The 13,680-nt window shown below is 73.7% G+C and carries 11 protein-coding genes; 5 read left to right on the top strand and 6 right to left on the bottom strand.

Annotated elements, in window-relative coordinates:
- Positions 1-2: 2 nt before the first annotated feature.
- The gene (locus tag ACQPXG_RS32785) at positions 3-926 is read right to left on the bottom strand and encodes a carbohydrate kinase family protein (protein WP_433463006.1); all 924 of its coding nucleotides are present in this window, start codon (positions 924-926) and stop codon (positions 3-5) included.
- A gap of 168 nt (positions 927-1,094) precedes the next feature.
- On the opposite strand from ACQPXG_RS32785, the gene ACQPXG_RS32780 reads away from it, so the two are divergent.
- The 4 genes from ACQPXG_RS32780 to ACQPXG_RS32765 all read left to right on the top strand — a co-directional run bounded on the left by ACQPXG_RS32780 (position 1,095) and on the right by ACQPXG_RS32765 (position 6,618).
- Complete coding sequence (locus tag ACQPXG_RS32780; protein ID WP_433463005.1) at positions 1,095-3,533, top strand: GNAT family N-acetyltransferase; 2,439 nt, start codon at positions 1,095-1,097, stop codon at positions 3,531-3,533.
- Between the two features lie 475 nt (positions 3,534-4,008).
- Positions 4,009-4,590, top strand: coding sequence for a DUF5998 family protein (locus tag ACQPXG_RS32775; protein ID WP_433463004.1), 582 nt, complete (start codon positions 4,009-4,011; stop codon positions 4,588-4,590).
- Positions 4,587-5,717, top strand: a complete 1,131-nt coding sequence (locus tag ACQPXG_RS32770; protein WP_433463003.1) for an alkaline phosphatase family protein — start codon at positions 4,587-4,589, stop codon at positions 5,715-5,717. Before ACQPXG_RS32775 ends, ACQPXG_RS32770 begins: the two co-directional genes overlap by 4 nt.
- Positions 5,718-5,787: 70 nt before the next feature.
- On the top strand, positions 5,788-6,618 hold the full coding sequence (locus ACQPXG_RS32765) for a sulfurtransferase (RefSeq protein ID WP_433463002.1): 831 nt from the start codon (positions 5,788-5,790) through the stop codon (positions 6,616-6,618).
- 15 nt (positions 6,619-6,633) lie between these two features.
- Here ACQPXG_RS32765 and ACQPXG_RS32760 read toward each other — a convergent pair whose 3' ends face one another.
- Genes ACQPXG_RS32760 through ACQPXG_RS32745 form a run of 4 tightly spaced genes read right to left on the bottom strand, consistent with a single transcriptional unit; the run spans position 6,634 to position 11,293 of the window.
- A complete protein-coding gene (locus tag ACQPXG_RS32760; protein WP_433463001.1) occupies positions 6,634-9,141 on the bottom strand; it encodes a CHAT domain-containing protein in 2,508 nt (835 codons plus the stop codon).
- Positions 9,138-9,587 (bottom strand): hypothetical protein, encoded by a 450-nt coding sequence (locus ACQPXG_RS32755; protein ID WP_433463000.1) that lies wholly within the window; start codon positions 9,585-9,587, stop codon positions 9,138-9,140. Before ACQPXG_RS32755 ends, ACQPXG_RS32760 begins: the two co-directional genes overlap by 4 nt.
- Positions 9,584-10,108, bottom strand: coding sequence for an RNA polymerase sigma factor (locus tag ACQPXG_RS32750; protein WP_433462999.1), 525 nt, complete (start codon positions 10,106-10,108; stop codon positions 9,584-9,586). The genes ACQPXG_RS32755 and ACQPXG_RS32750 overlap by 4 nt, the downstream gene beginning before the upstream one ends.
- A gap of 33 nt (positions 10,109-10,141) precedes the next feature.
- The gene (locus ACQPXG_RS32745) at positions 10,142-11,293 is read right to left on the bottom strand and encodes a S8 family peptidase (protein WP_433462998.1); all 1,152 of its coding nucleotides are present in this window, start codon (positions 11,291-11,293) and stop codon (positions 10,142-10,144) included.
- 332 nt (positions 11,294-11,625) lie between these two features.
- On the opposite strand from ACQPXG_RS32745, the gene ACQPXG_RS32740 reads away from it, so the two are divergent.
- Positions 11,626-12,120: a DUF3145 domain-containing protein gene (locus tag ACQPXG_RS32740; protein ID WP_433462997.1), complete on the top strand. Its 495-nt coding sequence runs from the start codon at positions 11,626-11,628 to the stop codon at positions 12,118-12,120.
- Between the two features lie 248 nt (positions 12,121-12,368).
- Here the strand turns inward: ACQPXG_RS32740 and ACQPXG_RS32735 are convergent, their stop codons facing one another.
- Entirely contained in the window at positions 12,369-13,676 is a 1,308-nt protein-coding gene (locus ACQPXG_RS32735; RefSeq protein ID WP_433462996.1) for a beta-ketoacyl-[acyl-carrier-protein] synthase family protein, read from the bottom strand.
- Positions 13,677-13,680 lie beyond the last annotated feature (4 nt).

Below are 13,680 nucleotides of genomic sequence, written 5' to 3'. Positions count from 1 at the left end.
TCTCACTTGATCTGGTTGTCGACCACGTCGAGGGTGGGGCGGGCGCCGAGGTGCTGCATGGCGCGGGCGGCGAGCCGGCATCCGGCGGTGAGGGCGTCGGCGGGCTGCTTGCCGTCCAGCCAGGGCGGGAGGAGACCCGCGACGAACGCGTCGCCGGCGCCGGTGCCGTCGACGACCTTGTCGACGGGTTCGGCGGCGACGGTGACGGGCTCGGGACGGCCGTTGGTGTACCAGAGGGCACCGTCGGCGCCGCTCTTGATCACGACCTGCGGGTACCAGGCGGTCAGCACCTTGGCGGCCTGCTCGGGCGTGTCGCGGCCGGTGAGGATCTCGGCCTCCTTGGCGTTGACGACGAGCAGGCGGGCGCCCTGCGTCCACTCCAGGAAGGGCTCGGCGCCCATCCGCTTGAGGGGCGAGGACGAGCCGCCGTCCACCGACACCGACATCTGCGCCTTGCGGGCGATGTCCAGCGTGTGGATGGCCGCCTTGCGGGATCCCTCGTTGATCAGCGAGTAGCCGGACAGGTGCAGGTGGGTGCCCTGCGAGAACAGGTCCTTGCAGCGCTCGATGTCCTCGGGGAGGAGCGCTCCGTTGGCGCCGGGGTCCGACAGCATCGTCCGGTCGCCCTTGTGGGTGACCATCACCACGCAGGTTCCGGTGGGACGTTCCTGGTCCATGACGAGGCGGGCGTCGACGCCGTAGCCCATCAGCTCCATGTCCCGGTTACGGCCGGCGATGTCGGAGCCGCGGCGGCCGACGAAGGCGGCGTCGGTTCCCTCCACGGCGAGCCATGCGGCCACGTTGGCGCCGGAGCCGCCACCGTGCATCGTCACGGCGGCGGGCGTGTCGCTCCCCTTGGACAAGGGGTACGCGGCACGCGCCACGGTGTCAGTCATAAGATCGCCGACCACGACCACGCGCGTCATGGAGTCATCACCTCGATCAACACGGCCCGCGCGAGCGGCAATTCTGGGCGTGTGCTTGACCGTAACAGCTCTTGAGCCCGGATTAGGTCTCGAACGCGCAGCGAAACTCAGGAAGCCTCGTTTTTCGTGGCTCGGGCCACGGGGCGCCCGTGCCTTACCCTCGGGTACGTGACCGAGCGTTACCCGGATCAGTGGGAGGCCGACGTCGTCCTCAGCGACGGCGGGACGGCCCATCTGCGTCCCATCCGGCCTGATGACGCCGATCTGCTCCGCACGTTCCACGCGCGGCTGTCCCCGGAGTCGATCTACTACCGGTTCTTCTCGCCGCGCCCGCACCTGTCGGACCGTGACGTCGAGCACTTCACGACCGTCGACCACGACCGGCGGGTCGCGCTGATCGCCACGATCGCGGGGGAGATGGTGGCGGTCGTCCGGTACGACCGGCTGAGCGACCGGCCCGAGACGGCGGAGGTCGCGTTCCTCGTCGAGGACGCGCACCAGGGCCGCGGTGTCGGCCCGGTGCTGCTGGAGCACATCGCCGCCGCGGCCCGGGAGCGGGGCGTGCGCCGGTTCGTGGCGAGCGTCCTGCCCGACAACCGCCGGATGACGCGGGTGTTCCGGGAGGCGGGGTACCGGGCGGAGCAGCGGTTCGAGGAGGGCGTGATCGAGCTCGTCCTGGACCTGGAGCCGACGGACACCTCGCTGGAGGTCATGACGGCGCGCGAGCACCGGGCCGAGTCGCGGTCGATCCAGCGGCTGCTGTTCCCCTGTTCGGTGGCGGTGATCGGGGCGAGCCGCGCCGAGCACAGCGTCGGGCAGACCGTCCTGCGCAACCTGCTGTCCGGGGACTTCAGCGGGCCCGTGTACCCGGTGCATCCGACGGCGGTGGCGGTGGCGGGGGTGCGCGCGTACGCGTCCGTCCTGGAGATCCCGGACGATGTGGACCTGGCGGTCGTGGCCGTCCGCGCCGACGCCGTCCACGAGGTCGTGGAGGAGTGCGCGAGCAAGGGCGTGCACGGCCTGGTCGTCGTGTCGTCCGGCTTCGGCGAGGTAGGGGACGAAGGACGTGGCGCCCAGGAGCAGTTGGTGCGGCTCGCCCGCGCCTACGGGATGCGCGTCGTCGGCCCCAACTGCTTGGGGATCGCCAACACCGACACAGACGTGCGGCTGAACGCGACCCTGGCGCCGACCATGCCCGGACGAGGGCCGGTGGGCTTCTTCTCCCAGTCCGGTGCGCTCGGCATCGCCATCTTGCAGCGGACGGCCGAACGCGGCCTCGGCCTCTCCACGTTCGTGTCCGCCGGGAACCGTGCGGACGTGTCCGGCAACGACCTCATGCAGTACTGGGAGGAGGACCCGGCGACCAAGGCCGTCCTGCTGTACCTGGAGTCGCTGGGCAACCCGCGCAAGTTCGCCCGGCTGGCGCGCAGGCTCGGCCGCCGCAAGCCGATCGTGGCGGTCAAGAGCGGCCGCAGCACGCAGGGCGTCCCGCTCGGGCACGCCGCGCAGGCGCTCACGCTGCCCGACCACGCGGTCAGCGCGCTGTTCGAGCAGGCCGGCGTGATCCGGGTGGAGGACCTGGCGCAGCTGTTCGACGTCGCGCAGGTGCTGGCCTACCAGCCGCTGCCGGCGGGCGACCGCATCGCGATCATCGACAACTCCAACTCGCTGGGCCTGCTCGCGCAGGACGCGGCGGTGGCGCTCGGCCTGGAGGTCCGGCCGCGCATCGACCTCGGTCCCCGCGCGGACGCCGACGACTACGAGGCCGCCCTCGCGGGGGCGCTGGAGGACGACACGGTCGACGCGGTCGTGGCACTGTTCACGCCCCCGACGATCGGCGGCTACGACGTGCGCGTCCCGGAGCGGATCCTGCGGCTGGCCGCCGAGGGCAGGAAACCGATCGTGGCCACCTACCTCGGCACCGAGGGGATGCCGGCCGACCTGCGCGTCACCGGCCCGGACGGGATGGCGGCCGAGGGGTCGGTGCCGTCCTACACCGCGCCGGAGGACGCCGTCCGGGCGCTTGCGTACGTGATCCGGTACGCGCAGTGGCGGCAGCGTCCCGCCGGACGCATGCCCGTGTTCGGCGACGTGGACCGCGACCGGGCGCGGGAGCTGGTCGCCGGCTGGCTCGGCGACGGCGGGCCGGTGGAAGCCACGCCGAAGCAGGCGGCGGAGCTGCTCGCCTGCTACGGCATCGGGGTCGCCGAAGGCGGGGACGGCGTACCGACCCGCGTCGTGGTCAGGGAGGACCGTTCGTTCGGCGCGCTGATCTCGTTCGGCATCGCGGACGAGACCGCCGCCCTGCTGGACGACCGCGCCTACCGGCTGTCGCCGCTCGCGGACGTGGAGGCCGCGGAGATGATCCGTGCCATCCGCACCGCCCCGCTGCTGCTCGGCCACCGGGGCGCGGAACCCGTGAACGTGGGCGCGCTGGAAGAACTGCTGCTGCGCGCCTCCCGGCTCGGCTACGACCTGCCCGAGGTGGCGCGGCTGGAGCTGAGCCCGGTCATGGTCGACGGCGACGGCGTCACGGTGCGCGAGGTCACGCTGACGCTGGAGCGCCCCCTCGGCCCGCGTCCCGAACTCGGCCCGCGCCGCCTCTGATTCTCCGCATCGGCCTGGCGACGCGGTGGCCCGGCGCCTTCCGCCATGCCGGGGGAGCGCCGGCCGCGTCGCCTTGCCCGACGGTGTTGCGGAGGCTCAGTCCGGAGGCGGTGGTGGGCTGGGTTCCGGTGTCGGCGGGACGGGGTCCGGTGCGGGCCCCGGCGGGATCGGCTCGGGCGGCGGCGCCGGCGGGCCGGGCTCCGGCGGCGGGCCGGGCGGCACGGGCTCGGGTGACGGGCCGGGAGGGATGGGCCCGGGCGGCTGAGGCGCGGGCCCCGGTGCGGGGCCGGGCGGCGGTTCGGGCGGCACCGGCGGCTGCGGGGGCGGCGCCGGGTCCGGTGTCGGCGGGGGCACCGGCGGCGGTGTCGGCAGTGGATGCTCGTCCATGCACCCCCTGTACCCCGCACGCGCGCGAATGACCGCGTGCCGGAACGGTCATGTGCGCGTCCGGCCCTGGACAGGGCAGGATGGGGCCATGAGGGAAACCCGAGCGACCACCAGTGGTCTGCGCACGGCGATCGAGCGCAGCGGTTACTACCCGGCCCTGGTCGCGGACGCGGTCGAGTCGGCCGTCGGGGACGAGCGCGTCGTCGCCTATGTCGTTCACCATGAGGCGACGTTCGACCCCGCGATGGAGGTGCGGCGGCACGTCACGGTGCTCGTGCTGTCGGCGGCCCGGCTGCTGGTGTGCCACACCGACGAGCACCCGCCCGGCGAGGGCATGACCCGCCCGCACGCGTCGACCACCACCGAGGCCGTCAAGCTGGAACGCGTCCAGTCGGTCGCGGTGACGCGGGTCGTCCCGGACCCCGCGTCCTACGTGCCGGGCGTCCCGCCCACCGAGGTCGTGCTCACCATCGGCTGGGGCGCCATCGCGCACATCGACCTCGAACCCGCGACGTGCGGCGACGAGAACTGCGAGGCCGACCACGGCTACACCGGCAGCGTCACGGCCGACGACCTGTCGCTGCGGGTCAGCGAGGCCGCGGACGGCGCGGACGCGGTGAGCCAGGTGCTGGCGTTCGCCGAGGAACTGTCCGCGGCGACCGCCCGGTGACCCGCCCGGCGACCCTGGCGGTGCCGGTTCCGCGTTATGGGGCGGGGGCGCTCGCCGATCTGCCGGGCTCGGTGCTGGCGTCGCTGGGCGTGCCCGGCGCGGTGGACGTCCTGAGGCTGCCCGCCGTTCCGCGCGTCTGCGTCCTGCTCCTCGACGGGCTCGGCTGGGAGCAGCTGAGGGCCCATCCGGACGAGGCGCCCTACCTGACCGCGATGACCGGCGGCCCGATCACCGCCGGGTTCCCGGCGACGACGGTCAGCAGCCTCGGCTCGCTGGCGACCGGCGTCCCGCCCGGCGAGCACGGGCTGCTCGGGGTGCAGGTCGCGATCCCCGGCACCGGTCGCCTGCTGAACTGCCTGCGCTGGCAGGACGAGTCCGTCGACCCGGAGACGTTCCAGCCCGTCCCGACCGTGTACGCGCGCGCGGCCGCGGACGGCGTCAAGGTCGCCTACGTGGCGCGCGGCCTTTACCGGGGCTCCAGCCTCAGCCGCGCCACCACGCGCGGCGCCGACTACCTGGCCTCCGACGGCCCCGGGCAGCTGGTCGGTCGCACCAGGACGGCCCTGCGCCGCGGCGACCGGTCGTACGTCACCGTGTACCACGCCGACCTCGACGCGGCCGGCCACCAGTTCGGCACCGGCTCGGCGGAGTGGCGGTTCCAGTTGCGGTTCGTGGACGGCCTCGCGCAGCAGATCGCGGCCGCCCTGCCGCCCGGATCGGCCCTCCACGTGACGGCCGACCACGGCATGGTGGACCCGTCCGAGAGGGTCGACGCCGACACGGTGCCCGAGCTGCGCGACGGTGTCGCCCTCCTCGGCGGCGACGCCCGATGCCGCTACGTCTACAGCGAGGCCGGCGCGCACGACGACGTGCTCGCCGCCTGGACGGGGATGCTGGGCGACCGGGCATGGGTCGTGTCACGGGCCGAGGCGGTCGACGGCGGCTGGTTCGGACCGATCGGCCCGGGGATGCTGGAGCGCATCGGCGACGTGATCGCCGTGCCGCACGCCGACCTCGCGATCGTCGCGTCCGAGCGGGAACCGTGGCTGAACGAGATGGTCGGGATGCACGGTTCCCTCGTGGCCGCGGAGCAACTCGTGCCGCTGCTCAGCACGTCCCGGCCCTGACACCTGCGGAGTTGAGATGAACCGGCATTCGCCCCTCCCTAATCGGGGCAACGGCGGTCAAACTGGCGATGTGCACCCTCTCATCGAAGTGCCCGCGCTGGACCGGCTGCTCCGGCGGCAGACGCCCGTGGTCCTGCTGGACGTCCGATGGCATCTGGCGGGACCGCCGGGGATCGAGTCCTACCGCAGGGGGCACCTTCCTGGCGCCGTCTTCGTCGACCTCGACCACGATGTGGCCGGACCGCCCGGGGCCGCCGGCCGCCATCCCCTTCCCGAACCCGTCGCCTTCGAGTCGGCCATGCGCCGCGCCGGCGTCTCGGCGGACAGCCTGGTCGTGGCCTACGACGACGCCGACTCCATGTCCGCCGCCCGCGTCTGGTGGTCGCTGCGCTACTTCGGGCACGACCGGGTCCGCGTCCTGGACGGCGGCTACCGCGCCTGGACGGAGGCCGGCCTCCCGGTGAGCACCGCCGAACCCGACGTCAAACCGGGCGACTTCCTCGCCAAGCCGGGCCGGCTGCCCGTCCTGGACGCGGAGGGCGCCGCCGAACTGGCCACTGCGGGCGTCCTCCTCGACGCCCGCGCCGCCGAGCGCTACCGCGGTGAGCAGGAGCCCGTGGACCCCGTCGCCGGTCACATCCCGGGCGCCCGCAACGCCCCCACGTCCGGCAACGTCGGCGTGGACGGCCGCTTCCTGCCCCCCGAGCTCCTGCGCGAACGCTTCGCCCAGCTCGGTGCCACCGACGCCTTGGACGTCGGTGCCTACTGCGGGTCCGGCGTCACCGCCGCCCACGAGATCCTCGCCCTCAACCTCGCCGGCATCCCGGCCGCCCTCTACGTGGGCTCCTGGTCCAACTGGGTGACCGATCCCGCCAACCCGGTGGCCACCGGCGACAACTGACACGACCTCGCCCTCTCAGCCGGCGCCCATGGCCAGGAACCCGGTCGTGGCGGTCGTGCGGGGGACCGCGGCCAGAGCCTGCGAGGGGGGCAGGCCTGCCGCCACGGCGGTGTGGAAGGCCGTCATGAAGGCCGGGGTAGCCTCGTCCCGGACGGGGGTGACGCTGGCGATGACCGTGGCCGTGCCCAGGGCGAGGAGGACACCGGCCATGCCGAGGACGGCGTCGTCCTCGTCGGCGCGGCCGACGTCGCACGCGGACAGGACGATCAGGTGCGGCGGGACGGTCAGCTCATCGAGGTCGTGCACCATCAGCGGGCCGTCCGCCAGGCGCAGGCGGGAGAACAGGGCGTTGCCCTCGCGGAACTCGCCATGAGCGGCGATGTGGGCGAGCGCGGCGCCGTCGAGGGCGTCCCGGACGCGTTCCGCGCGCGCGTCGTCGCCCTCTAAGACGACGGCATGCGGGTGGAGGCGTCGCAAAGAGGCGATCTCGCGTTCGGTGTGCTGGAGGTCAGGGCCCGCGACCAGGACGGTGTGTCCATCCGAGGAGGTCCGTGTGCAGGCCTGAAGCCACGCCCCTGCCGACGGGACGATCGTGAACGGGCGCCCGGTCAGGGACGGGAGCGCCGCCCAGGGCAGGCCGTGCAGCGCGCCGGTCGGGGCTATGACCAGCTCGCGGTCGCCGACGACGGGTCTCAGCGGGGCGAGGAGGAGACGGTCGAGGCGGTCGGCGGCGCCCTGGAGGGCGGAGAGCGTCTGCGGGTCGACCTCGTCGGCCAGGCGGCGGGCGGCGAAGCGGATCAGCCCGATCTCGCGGACGGCCTCGTCGGACGCTCCCAGGTGGTGGCGATGGGGGCGGCCACCGGCGATGGTGACGGCGTGCAACTCGGTTCCGATGGCGATCAGCTCGACGAGGGCGCGGTCGCCGAGCACGGCGGCGACCTCGGTGGCGGCGGCCGAGCGCGGCGGTAGGGCACCGGACGGGCGGCGGCGCGTCTGTGCGCGGATCCGCGCCTCCAGGTTGGCCGAGAGCACGGACGGTGCGCCGCCGCGGGCGGTGTCGGCCGTGTGGCCGGCGCTGAGGGAGCGCAGCTCGGTCAGCGCGGCGGCGCGTTCGGGGTCCTTGGGCGGACGGACCCGGACCGGGCGCGCGATCGCCCGCCGCCGCTCCTCCACCGCGAGCAGTTCCCGCGCCGAACCGGCCAGCCGGAGACCGAGTTCCGCCAGTTCGGCGGCGAGCCCGGCCGCGCGGGCACGCAGATCGAGCGCGTCGAGCACCTCCACGTGGTCTTCGGTCACCTCAAGCCCGGCCCTGACCGCCGCCACCGCGCCCCTGTCGTCGTTCCGCGCCGAGCGTTCGAGGGCCACCGCGTGCCAGGCCGCGATCTGGGCCGGGGCGGGGCCGCGCGAGCGCCCGACAGAGGTGAGCAGGTGGCCTGCCGGTCTGCCCAGGGACAGCGCCACGCGCGCGGCGACGATGCGGGCCTCGTCGGCGGCGTCCACCCAGCCTCCGTTCGCGAGGCGTTCCGCCGTGGCCACGGCCGAGCGGAGCAGGATGGCGTGGCGCTCACCGGACGTCCAGCGGGCCTTGAGCAGTACATGCTCGGCCAGCAGCATCCATCCGGTGCGCTGCTGTTCGGCGAAGGCGGTGCGGGCTTGTTCGGCCGCTTCCGTGGCCTGCTCGGCGTTGCCGTCGGCCAGTTCGGCGTGGGCGAGGAGCAGGTAACCGTCGGCGACGTCGCATCGGTAGCCGTTCGCCGTGGCCGCGTCCAAGGCGGAGGTCAAGAGGAGACGTGCCTCGCCTGGCAGACCGGCCATGATGAGGGTCTCGGCTTGGTCGAACCGGCATTGCGCCCAGCGTTCGCCGCTCAGACCGGGTTCGGCCTCGGCAAAGAGGCGAAGCGCGCGCGGGACGTCCCCTCGGCGCGACACCGTGAACGCCAGATTGCCTTTGGACATGGCCGTCTGGTGATGCATCCCGGCGGCCTCACCAACGGCGACCGCCTCCGCCAAAGCCTTCTCCGCACCGTCGTAGTCACCGAGGAAGGCCCGTGCCAGGCCCAGGTTGGTGAGCAACCCGTTGAGCGCGGCTGGATCGTGCCCTTCGCGTAGCCGAGGTAAGGCCTCGGCGGCGACTTCGTGGGCCTCGTCCAGGCGCCCTGCACGCGCCAGAGCGCATGCCTTGTTGGCGGCCAGACGGTCTGCGTCCGCGCCGCGCAGGACGGTCTCCGCCTCACGCGCATGGGTGAGGGCCCCGGTGACGTCACCCTGGGCCGTGAGCAGGCCGACGAGATTCATCCGCACCTGCGCCGCCGCGTAGCCGTCGGACTCACGGGCCGATTCGAGAGCGCGGTGCAGGTAGGAGAGACCCTCGTCCAGCCGGCCCAGCTCCTTGGCCGCCAGTGCGGCCACCCGCAGCGCGAGGATCCCGCCGCCGGCCTCCAGCAGGTCGCGTGCGCGTGCGAGCGCCGTCGCGGGGTTCATCGCCGCCAGCCGCAGCAGCGCCCGCTCGTCCGGCCCGGTCACAGCCGGATCCAGCTCGTGACGATCGACGTCCCGTCGTCCAGCCGGAACGTCAGGCTGACCAGGCCGGCCGGCACGCGCGGCAGGCAGAAAAGCCCGGCGGGCTCCGCCCGCGCCGTGACCCCGCCCTCCGGCAGGTCCCGGTGCCGGACCTGGACGAGCGCCGCCGCGGACGGGACCAGCCGCCCGGTGATCTCCCGGTGCCGGCCGTCCGGCGACACCTCGATCTCGACGGTCGAGCCGGGGCACGTGAACGTCAGCGTCCGGGCGGCGCCGCCGCGGACACCGGCCGCCGGACGCCCGGCCCGGTCGTGCGTCAGCTCCGCCAGGGTCGCGGCCGGCGCCCGCCATGCGATCGACGCGCGGGCCGCCGCCAGCACATTTTCGGGTACGGGGTCGAGAACCCCGAACGCGTCCCGGACCTCGGCCATCAGCTCGTCGTCGTTCACGGGACGAGCCTCCGCAGCGCCTCCAGGCAGCGCGCCCGCGTCGGGGCGACGCTGCCGACGGGAATCCCGAGGGCGGCGGCGAGCTCGGCGTGGCTCGGCGCCAGCGCGAACAGCCGCAGCAGCGTCCGGCAGCGCCGCGGCAGCGTCTCCAGCGCGGCGCCGACCCGGCCGAGCCGCTCACGGGCCGCGACCACCTGGTCGGGGCCCGGCTCGGGCTCGCGCGGCGCGGGTACCTGCGGAAGGTCGCGGCCGCGCCGGCGCACCACCCGCAGGCTCTCGTTCCGCGCGGTCGTGGCCAGCCAGCAGCCCATCGCGGACGGCTCGCGCAGCCCGTCGATCCGCTCCACCAGACGCAGCCACGTGGTCTGCACCACGTCGCCCGAATCGGCGTCGTTCAACCCGTGCGAGCGGGCGATCGACCACAGCAGCGCGCTGTGCCGCTCGACCAGCCGGGCCCACGCGTCACCGTCGCCGTCGCGTGCCCGGACCACCAGCTCGTCCGTACCGTCCCTGCGGGCCACCGAAGTCTCCTCCCGAGGCCCCCCGCTTGTTGCTCACCCTATGACATTCTCCGCTGACGCAGCGTGCACTTTCGTGCCTAGATCCGGCAGCACCGGGTGCCGGGCCGGATCGAGGACGCGGTCCGCCGCCTCGGCCGCGCCGATGCCCTCCGCCGCCGCCAGGGCGGCGATCCGTCCCGCCACCACGGGCGCCGCGAACGAGGTGCCGCTCCACGTCGCGTAGCCGTCGAACCCCTCGAAGCGGACGAAGGTGCTGGCGACGCCGACGCCCTCCGCGCACGCGTCCACCCACCAGCCGTAGTTGGAGAACCAGGCGCGGTCACCGCCGTCCAGCGCCGCGACTCCGATGACGGGCTTCATCGCGGCGGGCCAGAACGGGCGGTCGGTGCCCGCGTTCCCCGCGCACGCCACGACGGCCGTGCGGCGGCCGAGCGCGGCGACGGCCCGCGCCAGCACCGGCGAGGGACGGTCGTCGTAGGTGTGGCAGCCGAGCGAGAGGTTCACGACGTCGGCGCGCCCCCATCCGGCGAGCCACCCGAGCGCCCGGATCACGTCCAGCTCGTCGCCGACCCCGTCGCCGCCGATCACCCGCCGGGCCCGCAGCCGCGCCGCCGGCGCCTGCCGCAGGACCACGCCCGCGACGAACGTCCCGTGGCCCGCCTGCGCGTCCAGCTCGAAGTCCAGGTCGGCGTCCAGGACCTCCGCCACCTCGTCGCGCTGCTCGCGGTACCACTCCGCGTCCGCGTACCAGGGGTGCGGCGACAGGCCCGTGTCGAGGATCGCCACCGTCACGTCCCGGCGCGCCGGGACGGCCTCGGGCGCCGGCACGGGCGCGGCCGCGCGGGGTGAGTCCGCCGGTCCGCTCCACCACATCGGCTGGCCGAGGACGAGATGGTTCGGCGAGACGCTCAGCCGGCGATGCCGCCCGTCGCCGCCGAGCCGCGCCGCGAGCTCGCAGACGTCCACCTTCGCCGGCGCGCGCAGCCGCAGCCGGGTGACGCCGTGGTCGTCCTGGCGCGAGTCGTGCCAGCGCCGCACCAGGTCTTCGGCGGCGGCCGCGTCCTGCGCGGCGACGAGGATCTCGTCCCGGCGGATCAGCGCCGGCCGCCCCGGCAGCGGCTCCACCACGACGGCGTCGCGGTGCCGTGCCAGGAGCCGCTCCAGCCGCGCCTGTTGGTCGAACATCGGTCCTCGCCTCCGTTCACGACCGGCCCCCGCGCTCATCATGCCGAACTTGCGACGCAGGGTGACGGCGATCGAACGGAAAGTCATCGATGTCGCAGCCGGATGCGGTCTCTGCCTCTTGCGCCTTTTCGCCCCAAGGCGGGTTCGGGAGGGCCTAATCTTGCGCGCGAGCCAGGTGAACGGCGCGCATCCCGTAGTCAAGCGTTCAACAAACGGTGGACTCACGGTGGTGCGACTCGTGCCGATGATGCACAATGAGGGACGCGGACGCCGACTTGGGACTTACGAGGCCGTAGGGGAAGACGAGCCTCGGTACAGATCCAGGAGGTCCGGTGACCGCACGTGGCGTTTTCTACGTCCACTCCGCGCCACCTGCGCTGAGCCCGCACATCGAGTGGGCCGCCGCAGGTGTCCTTGGGGTGCCCGTTTCCCTTGAGTGGGCTGATCAGGCGGCGGCGCCGGGCACGCTGCGCGCCGAGCTCCATTGGGAGGGGAAGCCGGGCACCGCCGCGGGCATCACCTCCGCGCTGCGGAGTTGGAAACTGGTGCGGTTCGAGGCCACCGAGGATCCGACGCCGGGCACCGACGGTGTCCGCTTCAGCTTCACCCCGTCACTCGGGGTGTTCACCGGCGTCATCGGCGCCAGCGGCGACATCATGGTCCCCGAGGACCGGCTCCGCTCGGTGATGGCGAACGCCGCCGTCGGGAAGATCACCCTGGAGCACGAGCTCGAACGTCTCCTCGGCACCCCGTGGGACAACGAGCTGGAGCCCTTCCGCCGGGCCGGCGACGGCGCCCCCGTCCGCTGGCTCCACGCGGCTGTTTGATTGCAAGCCCGGCCCAGAGGGCTCGCCTGGCGGCTCGCCCTCTGACCGGGCTTGGGCGAGCGCGACCTCGCTTCGCGAGCTTCCCGGTGGGGCTCGCCTTCGGCTTCGCCCCACCGGTCAGGTAGCGCGCTCGCGCGGTGGCCGAGGTCGTTGCCGGACTCCTGGAACAGAACAGCAGCACGAAACGGCCCGGCGAGTTGCGTCTCGCCGGGCCGTTGACGTGCGCGGTCACCGACCGCGCAGGAGTCTCACAGGGCGCGTTCGAAGGCGACCGAGACGTTGTGGCCGCCGAAACCGAACGAGTTGTTGAGCGCCGCGGCGGGGCCGTCGGCCAGCTTGCGCGGCTCGTCCCGGACGACGTCCAGGTCGACGTCGTCGTCGAGGTCCTCCAGGTTGGCGACGAAGGGGACGAGGCCCTCCTTCAGCGCGAGCACGGTGAAGATCGACTCCAGCGCGCCCGCACCGCCGAGCAGGTGCCCGGTCATCGACTTGGTGGCGGTGACGACGACCTGCCCCGCGGCCTCCTCGCCGAGGCCGGCCTTGATGGAGGCGAGCTCGGCCACGTCGCCGGCGGGAGTGGAGGTGGCGTGCGCGTTGATGTGCACGATGTCGGCGGGCTCCAGCCCGGCGTCCTTGAGGGCCCGCTGCATCGCCTTGGCCTGTCCGGCCCCGGACGGGTCGGGCAGGACGATGTCGTAGGCGTCGCCGGAGTAGCCGCAGCCGGAGGCGAAGCCGTGGATCTCCGCGCCGCGGGCACGGGCGTGCTCCTCCGACTCCAGGATCATCGCGGCGGCGCCCTCACCGAGGACGAACCCGTCGCGGTTCTTGTCGTAGGGCCGGGACGCGCGCTCCGGCTCCTCGTTGCGGGTCGACATCGCGCGCATGGCGCCGAACGAGGCCATCTGCAGCGGGTGTATGCACGACTCGGTGCCGCCGCAGATCACCACGTCCGCGCGGCCGGCGCGGATCATGTCGATGGCGTAGCCGACCGCCTCGCCGCTGGACGCGCAGGCGCTCACCAGGGCGTGCGAGCCGGCCATGGCGCCGAACTCGATGCCGACGTGCCCGGACGCGCCGTTCGGCATCAGCATCGGGACGGTGAAGGGCGAGACCCGCGACCAGCCCTTCTCCCGGAAGACGTCGTAGCTGTTCAGAGCCGTGTGCAGGCCGCCGATGCCGCTGGACAGCACGACGCCGAGGCGCTCGCCGTCCACGGCGAAGCCGCCGTCCACACCGGCCCGGTCCATGCCCTTCTGCGGCTTGCCGCCGGACGGCTGGGCGAACCCGGCGCTCGTCCACGCCTCGCGCGCCGCGATCAGCGCGATCGCCTGGTTGCGGTCGAGCCGGCGCAGGATCTGCTTCGGCATGACCTCCGACGGTTGGACCTTCAGCGTGGCGGCGAACTGGACCGGCAGGTCCTCGACACCCTCCCAGTCCAGCTTGCGGATCCCGGACTCTCCGGCGAGCAGGGCGGACCAGGTCGACGGCAGGTCTCCGCCGAGTGGGGTCGTTGCACCGAGACCGGTCACGACGACTCTGGTCTGGCTCTTGCTCATGTGG

Source organism: Spirillospora sp. CA-128828, from assembly GCF_050945415.1.
In the GTDB taxonomy this organism is placed as follows: domain Bacteria; phylum Actinomycetota; class Actinomycetes; order Streptosporangiales; family Streptosporangiaceae; genus Spirillospora.
The sequence above is the reverse complement of the archived record's forward strand: the minus strand, read 5'-3'. Positions and strand labels throughout refer to the sequence as shown.

Excerpts from the sequence above, each read along its gene's own strand:
- ACQPXG_RS32785 (WP_433463006.1), bottom strand. The coding sequence starts at position 926 with ATGACGCGCGTGGTCGTGGTCGGCGATCTTATGACTGACACCGTGGCG.
- ACQPXG_RS32775 (WP_433463004.1), top strand. The coding sequence starts at position 4,009 with ATGAGGGAAACCCGAGCGACCACCAGTGGTCTGCGCACGGCGATCGAG.
- ACQPXG_RS32745 (WP_433462998.1), bottom strand. The coding sequence starts at position 11,293 with ATGTTCGACCAACAGGCGCGGCTGGAGCGGCTCCTGGCACGGCACCGC.
- ACQPXG_RS32735 (WP_433462996.1), bottom strand. The coding sequence starts at position 13,676 with ATGAGCAAGAGCCAGACCAGAGTCGTCGTGACCGGTCTCGGTGCAACG.